Raw genomic sequence first — 15,748 nt, forward strand, 5'->3', positions numbered from 1 at the left:
CGGGTGGAGGTCACCTGATATGCCGCTTGCGCGTTCTATCGGTGTTTTGCGTAATTCCGCGATCAGCGCGCTCGCCGCGCTCTTCCTTTATCCGGAAATATCCTTCGCCCAGAACCAGATCCCACCCCAGCTTGTCGATCTGAAGCTTCTGCTTGCCGTCGATGTTTCCGGCTCGATCGATTTCTGGGAGGCCAACCTTCAGCGCGACGGATATGTGCAAGCGCTGAAGGACGAGACCGTCATCAACACGATCCTGTCCGGCCAGACCGGCAGGATCGCGCTCAGCTATGTCGAATGGGCCGGTGGCTCTCACCAGCGCGTCGTCGTTGACTGGAGCCTGATCGACAGCCGTGAAGCCGCTCATGCCGTCGCCAACCGTCTTGCCGAGCGACCGCATATGGCGGGACGGCGGACCTCGATCGGCAATATGCTGAACTACGGGACGAACTGGCTCCAGGACACGCGGTTCTTTGCGGAACGCCAGGTGATCGACATTTCCGGAGACGGACCGAACAATACCGGCGCCAAGGTCGACGAGGCGCGCGACCGGGCGATTGCCCACGGCATTACAATCAATGCCCTGCCAATTCTCAATGAACGGCCATCGCCATACGGATTCCCGAAACTTGTCGATCTCGATGTCTATTATGAGGAATGCGTGATCGGCGGCAGCGGCGCCTTTGTCATTGTCGCCAAGGGCATCCGGTCTTTTGCCGCAGCCGTCAGGCGCAAGATGATCCTCGAGGTTGCCGGTCTGACACCTGAAGGGCCCGTCAGGGTGGTGCCGGTGCAGATGGGAAGCGGAGCGAAGCCCTATCAGTGCGATATCGGGGAGCAGCAGCTCCACGAATTTCTCAATAGGGGCGAAGACTAGTTGAAGAAGCCGCTCCGGTGCAGTTGCACGTGGAAGTCCCGCAGTATCTTTTCTTTTTTGGCCTCGTCCGGGACCTGCGCCACCAATTCGGTTTCGAAGTTCGGGCGGCGCAGATGCTTGACGATGATTTCCCGGGCGAGCTTGGAGGCCTTGCCGTCGGGGAGCATTTCCGGCTGGCACATGCTGACCAGCATGAAGGCGCGGATATGCAGCGGCTTATTCGGGTCGTCCAACCGGTCGAGGATCTTGCCGTCGACCACATAGGACGCCAGCAATTCGTCCAGATGCTGCGTCAGTTGCTGTTTGCGCGCATCCGGCAGGTTTGACTTCTGGATCCTGTAGAAGATGGACGTGATCTTCTCCATCTTCTTGTTCGGGGCCACGTTGCTCCGGACGATCTGGTTTACGGATTCCGGGGTCATGAACAAACCGTTCAGATGCTGCTCGATATCGTCCTTCAGCAAATCCTTGCCCAGGTCGCTGTCCATCAGGGACAGCAGATAGCCTGCCTTACGGCCCGGATCACGCAGTGCAGGCAGCACGCTTGCGGTGGCGTCCTTCATGCCGCGTTCACCACCCTTGTTGATGATGTGCGATTGACGATGCGTGATGGCTTCGGCCATCTCCGGCCCGCCGGTCAACTCGGTACCCGGTATCAGCCGCTGCAGCATTTCGCGGAAGATTTTCGGTTCCTCGGCGGCGTCCTTTGAAAGAGAGCCGTTGCTCTGCAATTGCCGGCATACCCGGTCCATGACGGACAATTTTGATTCCGGAAGCTTCTCGGCCTTGAACAGAGAGTTGATCTTGATCGCGGTCGCTTCGGTCGAGGCAGGGTCGGCCGCTTTTTCCGGGTCGATTTCCCGGACGCCGTCGGCGATTTCGATCAATGTAATCAGAGCGTCGGAGAGCGTGTTCTGATCGCCAAGAAGGTCCTGCAGGACGGACGCGTTGCTGAGCGCATCGCTGATGAACCAATCGAGATTGACGAGCGCTGGGTCTGATTCGCATGCATCAGCCCAGTCGACGGACAGGGCGAATTTTCCCCACCAGTTCCTGACATTAACCAGCTCGCGGCTGGCAGCAACCCGGAACAGATACCCTGGCGACTCACCATTCGCCTTCAGGTTGATCTGGTTGATGGCCTCGTTGATGTCGGTCCTGGCGAGTGAGGGCAGATCAGCGCTCTCGGCATTCTTGGCGCGCTGGTTCATCCGGTCGACAAATCCGAAAAGCGTGTCCCGCCGGGAAGCCGTTTCCATGCCTTCGACATTGCTGGCCTGCATCTGCGCGACCTTCGAAATGGCAGACGGCAACAGGCTCTCGAAATCCATGACCCGCTTCATTTCGCGGGCATTGTGCATTATTTCCGTCGCCGTCACGGTGTTCTTGTCGAGGTAGCTCCGGAACAATCGATTAATGGATTTCCGGCCCCCACCCGAGAACAGGTCTTCGATGGTCTCGCAAACCGGCGCCAGACTGCTGAACTCTCCGACCGTGATCCGGTCACCGGCGCCTGTCGGACGGAGTTTTTCGAACAGGATATCGCCGGGCGACGGGTTGCTGATGTCTTTCGCGGTTTCCTTGAGGACGCGCACGCCCATGACACCCGGCCGACCGAGGAACTGAAAGGCAGTCTTTTCGGCGGTTTCCAGGTCACCCGCGGCGCTTTCAATCGCCCAAGATCCCTCCCTGAGTGTGAGGATCTCCAGAGTTTTCTTACGAAGCATTCTGCTCGACTATCCCCGTCGAATTTCCAACTATTTTATTGGCAAAATGCCGATGGATAAAGACGTTTTCAAAAATGGGGTTAGTGGAGCGAGCAATGTTGACGAATGCTCCGCCAGCCAACCACTCAAATTTCAGCCTTGGGTTTACTCTCTCTATGTTCATTCCAAATATTCAGCAGGTTGCCTGAAAAGGTAATCGCGCCGCCGATCAAGACAAACGGATTCCACGGCTCATGATAGAGCCAAAATCCAAGGACCGCGACCAGCGGTAATCTCAGGAAGTCGAGTGGACTGACGATTGTTGCGTCCGCATGGGCCATGGCCCGGGCGATACAATAGTGCGAGGTGATTCCGCCGATACCGAGAATGGCCACAAAGGGAAGAAGGTCCTGGGATGGTGTGACCCAGAGCATTACCGACGGGATCAGACCCATGGGGAGCTGGATCAGATTCATGTAGAAAATGATCTTGAAGGCTCCCTCCGTCGAGGCGAGCCCGCGGGTGAACACGTAGGTGAAGGCAAAACAGACGGCGGCGCCGATCACTGCGAAGGAAGCGGGCTGCAACAGCTCTGATCCTGGCCGCAATATCACCAGGATGCCGGCAAATCCGAGGAGAACGGAAATGATCCGTATCCGCGTCAGGCGCTCTTTCAGAAAGATAGCAGCCAGGATCGCGGTCCAGATCGGCGCGCTGAACTCGAGAGAGAAGACGGCGGCGAGCGGCAGTATACTGACACCGAAGATCCAGCCGAGCTGACCGCCGAAATGAATGATGTTCCGGCCGAGATGCACCTTGAGTCGGGTTGTCTTCAGGCCGACGCGACCGAGCTTCCAGGCGTAGGGGCTGAGCAGGGCGACACAGATCACTGTCCGCATGAAAGTGACCTGGAAAACCGAGATTTCCTGGGTCAGCTCACGGGCGGCTACGGCCATCGATGTAAAAGAGGCGAGCGCGCCCATCATCCAGAGGACGGCGAGCAGTGGCTGCGATGGTGTGTTCGTCGTGGACATGAATGGTGTTCACAGCTATCAGGGGCGTGAAATACGGTCGGCTGGCAGATGCGTCATGCCGGATGGCTCGCATCCTGCGATATTTCACGGCCGGGGTCTTGCCGAATATTCCCCCGCTCCGGTGCCCGTCCGGAATTAGAACCTTTCAAAAAAAATGCCTCCGATCCGGAGTTTCGAGTTGATTTCCATGGCGGCGGGGTTAATTAATTGGTACGAAATTAGTCCGCTTTATGGACGGTGCGATGCTGAAACTGAACAAGATGACGGATTACGCGGTCGTGGTGCTTGGCCAGATGGCTCGGGACCCAGGTCGCGTCCGGACTGCCGCGGCATTGTCGGAAACGACGGCGATACCGTTGCCGACCGTTTCCAAGCTGCTGAAAACCCTGGCCGGTGTCGGTCTGGTCACCTCTCACCGCGGAGCCAATGGCGGGTATTCGGTCGATCGGGCGGCGGAGCAGGTGACGGTCGCGGACATCGTTCAGGCCATTGACGGACCGATTGCGCTGACGGCCTGCGTCGATGTCAGCGACGGCCAGTGCGAGGTCAGCGGCTCCTGTCCGATCAGCGGTAACTGGGACCGGGTCAACCAGGCGGTCCGGCGGGCCCTGGAAGACGTCACTCTGGCTGATCTGCTGGACCCGACGGAAATGTTTCCGCTGCAACCGGCCGCTTCGCGGGTCCGCGAAGTGGTGGCGGCGGAGAGCTGACGGGCCGGATTAGGGCCCAACAATTGATACTGATGTTTTGAATAACGGGATTAGACAATCATGGCGGCAACTGTCGAGACCATCGAGCAGGTCGAACAACTTGGTACTGAAAAGTACAAGTACGGGTTCGTCACAGACATCGAGTCCGATATGTCCCCGAAGGGCCTCAGCGAAGAGGTGATCCGGTTCATTTCGGCGAAGAAGGAAGAGCCGGAATGGATGCTGGAGTGGCGCCTGCAGGCCTACAAGCATTTCCTGACGATGGAAGAGCCGGACTGGGCAAAGGTCGCGTATACGCCGATCGATCTGAGCGACATCTATTACTACGCCTCTCCGAAGCTCAAAGATCGCCCGAACAGCCTGGACGAAGTTGATCCGGAGCTGCTCAAGACCTATGCAAAGCTGGGCATTCCGCTGAAAGAGCAGGAAGTCCTGGCCGGCGTGGTCGCGGTCGATGCGGTGTTCGATTCCGTCTCCGTTGCCACCACCTATCGCAAGAAGCTGGCGGAATACGGCATCATTTTCTGTTCCATCTCCGAAGCGATCAAGGATCATCCGGATCTGGTGAAGAAATATCTCGGATCGGTCGTCCCGTATTCCGACAATTATTTCGCCACGCTGAACTGCGCGGTCTTCACGGACGGGTCTTTCGTCTACATCCCAAAGGGCGTGCGCTGTCCGATGGAGCTTTCCACCTATTTCCGCATCAACGCGGAGAATACTGGACAGTTCGAGCGCACCCTGATCATCGCCGAGGAAGGCTCCTACGTCTCCTATCTGGAAGGCTGCACGGCGCCGCAGCGGGACGACAACCAGCTTCATGCCGCGGTCGTCGAACTGGTGGCGATGAAGGATGCGGAGATCAAGTATTCGACGGTGCAGAACTGGTATCCGGGCGACGAGACCGGGGCCGGCGGGATCTACAATTTCGTGACCAAACGCGGCGCCTGCCGCGGCGACAGCTCGAAGATCTCCTGGACCCAGGTCGAGACCGGCTCCGCCGTGACCTGGAAATATCCGAGCTGCATCCTGCAAGGCGACAATTCGGTCGGCGAGTTCTATTCGGTCGCCATCACCAACAACGCCCAGCAGGCCGATACGGGCACCAAGATGATTCATATCGGCAAGAACACGAAGTCGACGATCATCTCCAAGGGCATCAGCGCCGGCAAGGCCGACAATACCTATCGCGGCCTGGTGAAAGTGCTTCCGGGGGCCGAGGGCGCCCGCAACTACACCCAGTGCGACAGCTTGCTGATCGGCGATCAGTGCGGCGCCCACACGGTGCCCTACATCGAATCCCGCAACCCCTCTGCCCGGATCGAACACGAGGCAACGACCTCGAAGATCAGCGAGGACCAGCTCTTCTACTGCTATCAGCGCGGTCTTTCGGAAGAGGACGCGGTCTCGATCATCGTCAATGGCTTCTGCAAGGAAGTCATGAAGGAACTGCCGATGGAATTCGCCGTCGAGGCGCAGAAACTCATCGGCATCAGTCTTGAAGGCAGCGTCGGCTGACGCGCCAAAACACCAAATAAGAATACGTTCGGAGAGAGATATGGCTCTGTTGGAAATCAAGAATCTGCACGCCTCGCTGGAAGAGGAAGGCAAGGAAATCCTGAAGGGGATCGACCTGGTCATCCAGCCTGGCGAAGTGCACGCGATCATGGGGCCGAACGGGTCCGGCAAAAGCACCCTCAGCTATGTGCTGGCGGGCCGCGACGGCTATGAGGTGACCGAAGGCGAAGTCACCTTCGACGGCAAGGACCTGCTCGAGCTGGAAGCGAATGAACGGGCCAATGAAGGCGTCTTTCTGGCCTTCCAGTATCCGGTCGAAATCCCGGGTGTTCCGGGCATGACCTTCCTGCGCGAGGCGCTGAATTCCAAGCGCAAGTACAACGGCCAGGACGAGCTGGATGCCATGCAGTTCCTGAAGCTCGTGCGGGAGAAGGCAAAGTCGCTGGAGATGGGCGACGACATGCTGAAGCGGGCTGTGAATGTCGGTTTTTCCGGCGGCGAGAAGAAGCGGAACGAAATCCTGCAGATGGCGGTGCTCGAGCCGACCCTGTGCGTCCTCGACGAGACCGATTCCGGCCTCGATATCGATGCCTTGCGGATTGTTGCCGATGGCGTGAACGCGCTGCGCAGCGAAAATCGCGGCATGCTGCTGATCACCCACTATCAGCGTCTGCTGGACTATATCCAGCCGGACTTCGTGCATGTCATGGCTGCCGGCAAGATCCAGCAGTCCGGTGGCAAGGAGCTCGCGCTTGAGCTCGAGAAAAACGGTTATGCCGACTTTACGGGCAAGGCCGCCTGAGCGGGTTCGGAGAACGAAACATGCCCAATGACATGGCTAACGACAATTCGCTGCTGAAGGCATTCAGCATGGCGACCCCGCTCGCCGGTGCGCCGGACTGGTTCGACGCGGTCACCGCCGCAGGCGCGGCGCGTTTCGAAACACTGGGGCTGCCGACGAACCGCACGGAAGCCTGGAAATATACCAGCCTCCGGGGCCTGAGCAGCCTTGCCTTCACGGCACCGTCCGCCGACGGCGCGCGTGTCGAGATACCGCGCGACAGCGTGGCAGATATCAAGGGAATCGAGATCGTCCTGGTAAATGGTCGGCTCGATATGGATCGTTCCGCCCTGGAAAACTTGCCAATCGGCCTGGCGATTACGCCACTGGCGGAGGCAGTTGAATTCGGAAATGGTGCCGTCAAGCACGCCCTGCAGGATGAGAGCGCTACCGCCGGGCTGCCGCTGGCTGCGCTGAGTACGGCCGGGATCACCGGCGGCGTGCTGATTGAGGTTGCCAAGGATGCGGATATCGCCAAGCCGATCCACATCATTTCGATCGGGGCGGCCGGCGACGAGCCTGTGGCCTATGCGCCGCGCACTGTCGTCTGGATTGGCAACCGGGCCAAGGCGACCCTGGTGGAAAGCCATGTCGGTGTTGGCGAGGGCAGCTATTTTTCCAATTCGGTGACCCATGTCACCGTGGAGGACGAGGCGGTCTTCCATCATTACAAGCTGCAGAACGAGGCCCGCTCGGCCTATCACGTGGCCATGACCCATGTGACCTGCGGCGAGAACGTGATCTACGACAATTTCGCCCTGTCCTGTGGCGGCAAGCTCGCCCGGAACGAAATCCGCGGCAAGCTGGACGGCTCCGAGATCCTCTATGCGGTGAACGGCGTCTATATGGCGGCGGCAAACCAGCATCTCGACAACACCACGTTCATTGAGCATGCCAAGCCGAACAGCCAGTCGCGCGAGATCTACAAGGGCGTGCTGGACGAGAACGGCCGCGGCGTCTTCCAGGGCAAGATCCTGGTGCAGCGTCCGGCGCAGAAGACGGACGGCTACCAGATGAACCGGGCCCTGCTGCTCTCCCGCAAGGCGGAGATCGACAGCAAGCCCGAGCTGGAAATCTATGCCGACGACGTCAAATGCAGCCATGGCGCCACAGTAGGCGAGCTGGACGACGATCAGCTGTTCTATCTGAAGGCGCGCGGCATTACCGAACATGATGCCCGCAACATGCTGATCGAGGCCTATCTCCGCGATGCGCTTGAAGAAATCCGGGTCGATGCCGTCGCTCAGGCCTTCGGTGTGAAAATCACCGACTGGCTGGCCGAGCGCGCGAAAAGAGAGGATGCGGCACGATGAGCGAGGCGGGGTACGACGTCGAACGCATCCGGCAGGACTTCCCGGCATTGTCGATGCTGGTCCGCGGCAAGCCGCTGGTCTTTCTCGACTCGGCTGCCTCGGCCCAGAAGCCGCGGCAGGTGATCGATGCCGTGACCAAGATGTACGAGGCGGAGTACGCCAACGTCCATCGCGGTCTGCACTATCTCAGCGAGCTGGCGACGGCCCGCTACGAAGGCGCGCGGGAGAAGGTGCAGACCTTCATCAACGCCAGGCACAGCCACGAGATCATCTATACCCGCGGCACCACGGACGCGCTCAATCTGGTGGCCCAATCCTATGCCCGGGCTTTCCTTGAGGAAGGCGACGAGATCATCATCACGACGATGGAGCATCATTCCAACATCGTGCCGTGGCAGATGATCCGGGACGAGAAGGGGCTGGTGCTCAAGGCCGCTGATGTGGACGAGGAGGGGGTGTTTCATCTCTCCTCGCTCGAGGCGCTGATCACGGACCGGACGAAGATCATCGCAATACCGCATGTATCCAACGTGCTCGGCACTGTTCTGCCGGTGAAGGAAATTGCCGCGCTTGCCCACAAGGCCGGTGCCGTTCTGGTCGTGGACGGGGCACAGGGTGTTACCCACATGCCGGTCGACATGCAGGACCTAGATTGCGATTTCTACGCTTTCTCCGGCCACAAGCTTTATGGCCCGACCGGGATCGGCATTCTCTACGGCAAGGAAGAATTGCTGGAGAAGATGCCGCCGGTGCAGGGCGGCGGCGACATGATCAACACGGTCACGCTCGAAAAATCGACCTGGGCGGACCTGCCGCACAAGTTCGAGGCGGGCACGCCGCCGATCGTGCAGGCCGTCGGCCTCGGGGCGGCGGTCGATTATGTGAACGCTATCGGCATGGCGGCGATCGGCGCGCATGAAGGCGATGTGCTGACTTATGCGACCCAGCGCCTGGCCTCCGTCGAGGGGCTGCGCCTGATCGGCACGGCGCCGGGCAAGGCCAGTGTGCTGTCCTTCGTCATGGAGTGCGCCCATCCGCACGATATTTCGACGATCATCGATCAGGCCGGTGTCGCGGTGCGCGCCGGACACCATTGCGCACAGCCGTTGATGGAGCGGTACGATGTGCCGGCCATGGCCCGGGCCAGTCTCGGCCTTTACAACACCCGTCAGGATATCGACGCACTGGTCGACAGCCTGGAAAAGGTGAGGGAGATCTTTTCGTGATGCACGCAGGCCCCGGAATGCATGACTTTCTGGATATCCCGCCGCCGGAGGAAGGCATTGTTGCCGAGGTCGGCGAGCCGCTTGCCGAAGGGGTGGCGGTGGCCAAGGAAGACGCCATCATCCTGGCGCTGAAAGAGGTCTATGATCCCGAGATCCCGGTCGATATCTACGAGCTCGGTCTGATCTACGAGATCGCGATTGCCAATAACGGCGACGTCAAGATCCTGATGACGCTGACCGCGCCGGCCTGCCCGGTTGCGGGCCAGCTGCCGATCGATGTCGGCGAGAAAGCGGCCAGCGTCGAAGGTGTCGGGCGGGTACAGGTCGAACTGGCCTGGGAGCCGGCCTGGACGCCGGAACGGATGAGCGACGAGGCGCGCCTCGCTCTCAACATGTTCTAGAAAAGGCTCCGGCTCATCCCTATATTGAGATGGCAGGCGCGTAGAGGAAAGAGACACCATGTTTCAGCCCGGTAAAGCCCCGATCACATTGACGGACGCCGCTGCGGAAAGGGTCAAGTCCCTGATGGCGGCGAAACCCGAGGACGGCGTTCTCGGTCTGCGCGTTGGCGTGAAGGCCAAGGGATGCTCCGGCCTCAGCTATTTCGTTGAGTACGCCAAGGAGCGGAAGAAGTTTGAGGACATGGTGGAGGACAAAGGTGTCACCATCTTTGTCGACCCGACATCCGTGATGTTTATCCTCGGCTCCGAGATGGATTTCCAGGAGGACAAGTATTACTCGGGGTTCGTCTTCAACAACCCGAACGAAGAAAGCCGCTGCGGCTGCGGCGAGAGCTTCAACGTCGCCTAATTGAGGAATTGCGATGGTTGCGAGTTTCATTCAGACCGGCACTTCGACAGACCAGAAAAGTCTGAACTCCGCAAAAGAGCTCATGGATGAAGCTGATGCTCTGGTCCATCAGGCACGTGAATTGTCCGCTCAGGTAAAAGAGGCGAAGGCGAACAATGACGAAAAGCTCGCATCCAGTCTCGAATCACAGGCGCGGTCATTTCTCAAACATGCTGAAAAGTTAAGTGGAATCGGCATGAAACTGCTTGGCAAGAAGGCGGTCTGACCGTGGCGGAGACCGATCTCGATACTTTAATCGCTTCAGTATCGGAAAAGGTTTCGGGTTTCAAAAGCACGTACGACGAGACAGCTGACGAATTCGCTGCGCGGAAAGCTGCCAAAGACCGGTCTTACATCGGGTATATTGTCGTCGGAATGTATGCGGCGGCTGTCTTGATCGTCTTGTTCGCAACATGGCTGAACTTTCCGGAATTCACATGCACTGCCGGAACTGATTGCCAGACAAAAATTGGACATTGGCTGGAGCTGGCAAAATTCATGCTTGAGGTGATTTCCGTCGCGGTATTGCCGGTTGTCACCTTGGTCATCGGGTTCTATTTCGGCTCCGAGCGCTCGAAAACCAACAATACCTGATTTTCCCGTCCTCTCTATCGGCCCCGGTTTCTCGCAATAATTTTCAATGATTGGGGCTGTCTTATGCGGCTTCTCTGTATCGAAAATATTGCACCTGCGTAATCAGGCTGGCGCAACCTCTAAGAGACGCGCATCATTCAAGAGTGTGAAGTGACATGCCGGATGAGGCCCGCTTGAACCCAGAAATTGAAGACGGCAAGGACGCGCCTCTGCGCGAGAATATCCGGCTCCTCGGACGCCTGCTTGGCGATACGGTCAGGGAGCAGGAGGGCCAGGATGTCTTCGATATCATCGAGACCATCCGGCAGACCTCTATCCGCTTTCACCGCGATGACGAACTGACGGCGAAACAGGAACTTGAGAGCATTCTTGAGCGACTGAACCCTGACCAGTCGGTACAGGTGATCCGGGCGTTCAGTTATTTCTCGCATCTTGCGAACATTGCCGAGGATTTGCACCACACCCGCCGGAACCGGGCCCACGATATTGCCGGTTCAGCCGCCCGGCGCGGCACCATCGAAGCCGCGCTTGGCCGCGCTGCCGAAGCCGGATTTTCAGCCGGCGGCCTGGAGGCCTTCTTCCGCAACGCCTTGGTCAGCCCGGTGCTGACCGCGCACCCGACGGAAGTGCGCCGCAAGAGCACCATGCGCCGTGAAATGGCTGTCGCCGATCTCATTGCCAAACTGGAGCGGGGGCCGTGGACGGCGGAAGAGGCGGAGGATATCGACGCCAAGCTCGGCCGGGCGATTCTCACGCTCTGGCAGACCAACCTGCTGCGTCAGAGCCGGCTCGATGTTGCCGATGAGGTCGAGAACGGTCTGACCTATTACGACTACACCTTCTTCCGCGAGCTGCCGCGCCTCTATTGCCGTCTCGAGGATCGTATCTCTGCGATGGATACGACCATGGACGGGAGCGAACAGCCCGTCGAGCTGGCGTCTTTCCTGCGTATCGGCAGCTGGATTGGCGGCGACCGGGATGGCAATCCATTCGTGACCGCCACAGTCGTGGAGCGCACCCTGCAGATGCAGAGCGAGCGTGTGCTCGGCTTCTATCTGTCGGAGCTGGAGAAGCTGGAGGACGAGCTCTCCCTCTCGCTGCGTATCGTATCGGTTTCGGAGGAACTGGCCGATCTCGCGGGCAGCGCGGACGACGTCTCTCAGCACACCGTGCTGGAGCCTTATCGCCGTGCGCTCTCCGGTATTGGCAGCCGTGTCGCGGCAACGCTGGAAGCCGTGAAGGAGCCGTTGCCGGCCGATATGCTGCCTGCCCATGGAATACCGCCGATGGAGAACGGCGAGCACTCTGCATTCGCCAAATATGAGAGCCCAGACGCCCTGCGCGCGGATCTGGACATCGTCCATGAGTCTCTGGTCGCGCATGGCTCCCGCCAGCTGACCGAAGGGCGTCTGCGGCGCCTGCGCCGTGCGGTCGATTGTTTCGGCTTCCATCTCGCAACGCTGGACATGCGGCAAAACTCGGAGGTGCATGCCCGCACCGTGGGCGATCTGCTGCAGACGGTCGGGGCGGTGCCTGATTATGCTACTCTGGGTGAAGACGAGCGGGTCGCTCTGCTGTCATCGGAGCTGGAGACTCTCCGCCCGCTGCTGCGTCCATTCGCGAGTTATTCGGAAGAGACCGAGAAGGAGCTGGCGATCTTCAGGGCCGCTTCGGCGGCACACAGGCGCTATGGACCGCGTGCGATCACCACCGCGATCATCTCCAACACCCAGAGCGTCTCGGACCTGCTTGAGCTGGCGATTCTTCTGAAGGAGGTCGGCCTCGTCACGCCGGAAGGCCGGAGCGCCGTCAATATCGTCCCGCTGTTCGAGACCATCGAGGATTTGCGCAATTGCGTCGGGATCATGGAACGGTTGCTGTCGATACCGGCCTATCGCGCGCTGGTGGACGATCTTGGCGGTGTCCAGGAAGTCATGCTCGGCTATTCCGACAGCAACAAGGACGGCGGCTATCTGACCTCCGGCTGGGAGCTCTACAAGGCCGAGATTGCGTTGATCGACCTGTTCCGGCGGCACAATGTCCGGCTGCGCCTGTTTCATGGCCGTGGCGGGACGGTCGGACGCGGCGGCGGTCCGAGTTTCGAAGCCATTCTGGCTCAGCCTGCGGGGGCGGTGGACGGTCATATCCGTCTGACCGAGCAGGGCGAGATCATTTCCAGCAAGTACACCAACCCGGATCTTGGTCGCCGAAACCTGGAGATTCTTGCCGCGGCGTGCCTTGAAGCCTCGCTGTTGCGGCCGGACCGGGACGATGTTGCGCCGGAATTTCTGGAGGCAATGGAAGAGCTCTCGGCCAGCGCTTTCAAGGCCTATCGTGCGCTGGTCTATGAAACGCCGCGCTTTGACGAGTATTTCTGGGGCTCCACGGTCATCAACGAGATCGCCACCCTCAATATCGGCTCGCGCCCGGCTTCCCGGAAGAAACTCGGCAAGATAGCGGATCTGCGCGCTATTCCATGGGTCTTCAGCTGGTCGCAATGCCGCCTGATGCTGCCCGGATGGTACGGCTTCGGCAGTGCGTTCCGGGACTGGCTGGCGGCACATCCGGACGATGGACTGGACCGTCTTCGTGCGATGTATCGGGAGTGGCCGTTCTTCAAGGCGCAGCTGTCGAACATGGCGATGGTTCTGTCCAAGACCAATATCGCTATCGCATCTCGCTATGCCGATCTGGTCGAAGACGGGGCATTGCGGGATGCGATTTTCCAGCGGATTCGCGATGAAAGGGACGCCTCCATCGAGGCTCTGCTCCAGATCATGCAGGATGAAACACTGCTGGATGGGAACCCTTTGTTGTCACGGTCGATCTCGAACCGGTTCCCCTATCTCGATCCGCTGAACCACCTGCAGGTCAACCTGCTCCGCGACTATCGCCGGGATGCGGAAGATCCGAAGGTGCTGCGCGGTATCCAGCTAACGATCAACGGGATCTCAGCAGGGCTCCGCAACAGCGGCTGAGCGGCAAGAGGCCCATAGGGAAGTTTTTCAGCCTTCCATTCCGGTGGGCAGTTCCGGCTATACTCGTTCGTCAGCCAAAGCTGCGAAGCTTCCAGCCAGTATGAACAGGCGCCACAGGCACTGCCTGTTGATTTGCGTTGTGTTCGCAGTCAATAGTTCCATAATTATCGAACAAATGGAAACGAGGTGCGCCACCCGGCGCTGCCTGACAGGAAAATGAATGTCACGTCGTCCGACCGCTAATCTGACCGAGGCCGATCCACCGGCGACTGCCGATCTCGATACGATCAGATCCCTGCTGCCTTATCTCTGGCCAAAAGGTCAGTTCGAGATGCGGGCGCGGGTGGTTGTGGCGATTGCCTGTCTCGTCCTGGCGAAGGCGGCGTCGGTCTATGTCCCGATCCTCTATAAGGAGGCAGTGGACCTGATCTCGGGCGACACGTTCGACTACACGGCCCTGCTGTGGATCGTTGTCGCCTACGGCATGACGCGGCTCGGCCAGCAGGCCTTCGCCCAATTGCGCGAGTTCTTCTTTGCCCGCGTCGCCCAGCGGGCGATCCGGGCGGTGGCCATCAAGACGTTCCGGCATCTGCACCGGCTCTCCCTGCGCTTCCATCTGGATCGCCAGACTGGCGGGCTGACCCGGGTGATCGAGCGGGGCACGAAGGCCATCGAGTTCCTGTTGAATTTCATGCTGTTCAACATCCTGCCGACGCTGTTCGAGATCTTTCTGGTCTGCGGCGTGCTCTGGTGGATGTTCGACTTCCGCTATGCCATCGCGACCTTCGGGACGATCTTCTGCTACATCACCTTCACCATGCTGGTGACCGAGTGGCGGCTGAAGATCCGGCGCCGGATGAACACGATGGATAACCGCGCCAACACCCGCGCGGTCGACAGTCTGCTGAACTACGAGACGGTCAAGTATTTCAGCAACGAGACGCATGAGGAGGAGCGGTATGACCGCTCCATGCGGAGCTATGAGGACGCCGCCGTCAAGAGCCGGACCAGCCTGTCGCTGGTCAATGTCGGGCAGGGCGGGATCATCGCCATCGGCCTGATGGTTGTCATGGCGCTTGCGGGCGGCGACATCGCCGCCGGCAAGGCGACGGTCGGCGATTTCGTCATGGTGAACACCTATCTGATTCAGCTCTACATGCCGCTGAATTTTCTCGGCTTTGTCTATCGCGAGATCAAGCAGTCCCTGACCGACATGCAGCAGATGTTTCTTCTGCTCGACGAGGAGGCGGAGATCGAGGATGCGGAAGATGCGACCGACCTTGTGGTCGACAATGGCGCGGTCCGCTTTGAGAACGTCAAGTTCGGCTATTCGGCTGAGCGAGGCATACTGAAAGGCATCAGCTTTGACGTACCGGCGGGCAAGACCGTTGCGCTGGTCGGCCCGAGCGGTGCCGGCAAATCGACCATTTCCCGGCTGCTGTTCCGGTTCTACGATATCGACGAAGGCGCCATCCTGATCGATGGTCAGGATATCCGCTCGGTGACGCAGGCGAGCCTCCGCAGGGCCATCGGGATCGTGCCGCAGGATACCGTGCTGTTCAACGACACGATCTATTACAACATCGCCTATGGCCGGCCGGGCGCGAGCAAGGCGGAAATCGAGGAGGCGGCCCGGCTGGCCCGTATTCACGACTTCATCATCAGCCTGCCGGATGGATACGAAAGCACGGTCGGTGAGCGCGGTCTGAAGCTTTCGGGTGGTGAAAAGCAACGTGTGGCGATTGCCAGGACATTGCTGAAGCAGCCGAAGATCTTTCTCTTCGACGAGGCGACCTCGGCGCTCGACAGCCAGACGGAAAAGGCAATCCAGACCAGCCTTTACGAGGTCAGCCAGGATTACACGACCCTGGTCATTGCCCACCGGCTGTCGACGGTGGTCGATGCGCACGAGATCATCGTGCTGCGCGAGGGCGAGATCGCCGAGCGGGGCAATCATGAGGCGTTACTGGTACAGGACGGGATCTATGCCGCGATGTGGCGGCAGCAGATGCGGGAGCAGACCGTTGCGGATACGGTTGAAAAACTGGACGTGGCAAAGGTAAACACCTAACGCTTCTTCGGGTCAAAATGATCTAGAACGGAAC

14 protein-coding genes are annotated in these 15,748 nt (G+C 59.5%); 12 read left to right on the forward strand and 2 right to left on the reverse strand.

What is annotated here, in order from left to right; all coding sequences use genetic code 11:
• The first annotated feature begins 19 nt into the window (after positions 1-19).
• Positions 20-874 (forward strand): DUF1194 domain-containing protein, encoded by an 855-nt coding sequence (locus tag RH950_RS06560; RefSeq protein WP_350054911.1) that lies wholly within the window; start codon positions 20-22, stop codon positions 872-874.
• Here the strand turns inward: RH950_RS06560 and RH950_RS06565 are convergent.
• Both RH950_RS06565 and RH950_RS06570 read right to left on the reverse strand, forming a co-directional pair.
• Complete coding sequence (locus RH950_RS06565) at positions 871-2,601, reverse strand: hypothetical protein (RefSeq protein WP_350054913.1); 1,731 nt, start codon at positions 2,599-2,601, stop codon at positions 871-873. The genes RH950_RS06560 and RH950_RS06565 overlap by 4 nt on opposite strands.
• Before the next feature lie 125 nt (positions 2,602-2,726).
• Complete coding sequence (locus RH950_RS06570) at positions 2,727-3,614, reverse strand: DMT family transporter (RefSeq protein ID WP_350054915.1); 888 nt, start codon at positions 3,612-3,614, stop codon at positions 2,727-2,729.
• A gap of 242 nt (positions 3,615-3,856) precedes the next feature.
• On the opposite strand from RH950_RS06570, the gene RH950_RS06575 reads away from it, so the two are divergent.
• From RH950_RS06575 to RH950_RS06625, 11 genes are all read left to right on the forward strand, one after another.
• Positions 3,857-4,324, forward strand: coding sequence for an SUF system Fe-S cluster assembly regulator (locus RH950_RS06575; RefSeq protein ID WP_350054917.1), 468 nt, complete (start codon positions 3,857-3,859; stop codon positions 4,322-4,324).
• Between the two features lie 60 nt (positions 4,325-4,384).
• Positions 4,385-5,842, forward strand: a complete 1,458-nt coding sequence (gene sufB / locus RH950_RS06580; RefSeq protein WP_350054919.1) for a Fe-S cluster assembly protein SufB — start codon at positions 4,385-4,387, stop codon at positions 5,840-5,842.
• 46 nt (positions 5,843-5,888) lie between these two features.
• Positions 5,889-6,644 carry a Fe-S cluster assembly ATPase SufC gene (sufC, locus tag RH950_RS06585; protein ID WP_350055546.1) on the forward strand — a complete coding sequence of 252 codons (756 nt, stop codon included), beginning with the start codon at positions 5,889-5,891 and terminating at the stop codon, positions 6,642-6,644.
• Positions 6,645-6,664: 20 nt separating this feature from the next.
• Positions 6,665-7,996: a Fe-S cluster assembly protein SufD gene (sufD, locus tag RH950_RS06590; protein ID WP_350054921.1), complete on the forward strand. Its 1,332-nt coding sequence runs from the start codon at positions 6,665-6,667 to the stop codon at positions 7,994-7,996.
• A complete protein-coding gene (locus RH950_RS06595) occupies positions 7,993-9,222 on the forward strand; it encodes a cysteine desulfurase (protein ID WP_350054923.1) in 1,230 nt (409 codons plus the stop codon). Before sufD ends, RH950_RS06595 begins: the two co-directional genes overlap by 4 nt.
• On the forward strand, positions 9,222-9,623 hold the full coding sequence (locus RH950_RS06600) for an SUF system Fe-S cluster assembly protein (protein WP_350055548.1): 402 nt from the start codon (positions 9,222-9,224) through the stop codon (positions 9,621-9,623). The genes RH950_RS06595 and RH950_RS06600 overlap by 1 nt, the downstream gene beginning before the upstream one ends.
• Before the next feature lie 58 nt (positions 9,624-9,681).
• Entirely contained in the window at positions 9,682-10,032 is a 351-nt protein-coding gene (locus RH950_RS06605; protein WP_350054925.1) for a HesB/IscA family protein, read from the forward strand.
• Between the two features lie 13 nt (positions 10,033-10,045).
• Positions 10,046-10,297, forward strand: coding sequence for a hypothetical protein (locus RH950_RS06610; RefSeq protein WP_350054927.1), 252 nt, complete (start codon positions 10,046-10,048; stop codon positions 10,295-10,297).
• Positions 10,298-10,299: 2 nt separating this feature from the next.
• A complete protein-coding gene (locus tag RH950_RS06615) occupies positions 10,300-10,665 on the forward strand; it encodes a hypothetical protein (RefSeq protein ID WP_350054929.1) in 366 nt (121 codons plus the stop codon).
• 173 nt (positions 10,666-10,838) lie between these two features.
• The gene (gene ppc / locus RH950_RS06620) at positions 10,839-13,643 is read left to right on the forward strand and encodes a phosphoenolpyruvate carboxylase (protein WP_350054931.1); all 2,805 of its coding nucleotides are present in this window, start codon (positions 10,839-10,841) and stop codon (positions 13,641-13,643) included.
• Between the two features lie 220 nt (positions 13,644-13,863).
• Positions 13,864-15,714 (forward strand): ABCB family ABC transporter ATP-binding protein/permease, encoded by a 1,851-nt coding sequence (locus RH950_RS06625; RefSeq protein WP_350054933.1) that lies wholly within the window; start codon positions 13,864-13,866, stop codon positions 15,712-15,714.
• Positions 15,715-15,748: the final 34 nt, after the last annotated feature.

The organism is Nisaea sp. (assembly GCF_040217065.1).
GTDB lineage: Bacteria > Pseudomonadota > Alphaproteobacteria > Thalassobaculales > Thalassobaculaceae > Nisaea.

Coding starts and splice junctions, on each gene's coding strand:
- RH950_RS06560 (WP_350054911.1), top strand. CDS start 20: ATGCCGCTTGCGCGTTCTATCGGTGTTTTGCGTAATTCCGCGATCAGC.
- RH950_RS06565 (WP_350054913.1), bottom strand. CDS start 2,601: ATGCTTCGTAAGAAAACTCTGGAGATCCTCACACTCAGGGAGGGATCT.
- RH950_RS06570 (WP_350054915.1), bottom strand. CDS start 3,614: ATGTCCACGACGAACACACCATCGCAGCCACTGCTCGCCGTCCTCTGG.
- RH950_RS06575 (WP_350054917.1), top strand. CDS start 3,857: ATGCTGAAACTGAACAAGATGACGGATTACGCGGTCGTGGTGCTTGGC.
- sufB (WP_350054919.1), top strand. CDS start 4,385: ATGGCGGCAACTGTCGAGACCATCGAGCAGGTCGAACAACTTGGTACT.
- sufD (WP_350054921.1), top strand. CDS start 6,665: ATGCCCAATGACATGGCTAACGACAATTCGCTGCTGAAGGCATTCAGC.
- RH950_RS06595 (WP_350054923.1), top strand. CDS start 7,993: ATGAGCGAGGCGGGGTACGACGTCGAACGCATCCGGCAGGACTTCCCG.
- RH950_RS06600 (WP_350055548.1), top strand. CDS start 9,222: ATGCACGCAGGCCCCGGAATGCATGACTTTCTGGATATCCCGCCGCCG.
- RH950_RS06605 (WP_350054925.1), top strand. CDS start 9,682: ATGTTTCAGCCCGGTAAAGCCCCGATCACATTGACGGACGCCGCTGCG.
- RH950_RS06610 (WP_350054927.1), top strand. CDS start 10,046: ATGGTTGCGAGTTTCATTCAGACCGGCACTTCGACAGACCAGAAAAGT.
- RH950_RS06625 (WP_350054933.1), top strand. CDS start 13,864: ATGTCACGTCGTCCGACCGCTAATCTGACCGAGGCCGATCCACCGGCG.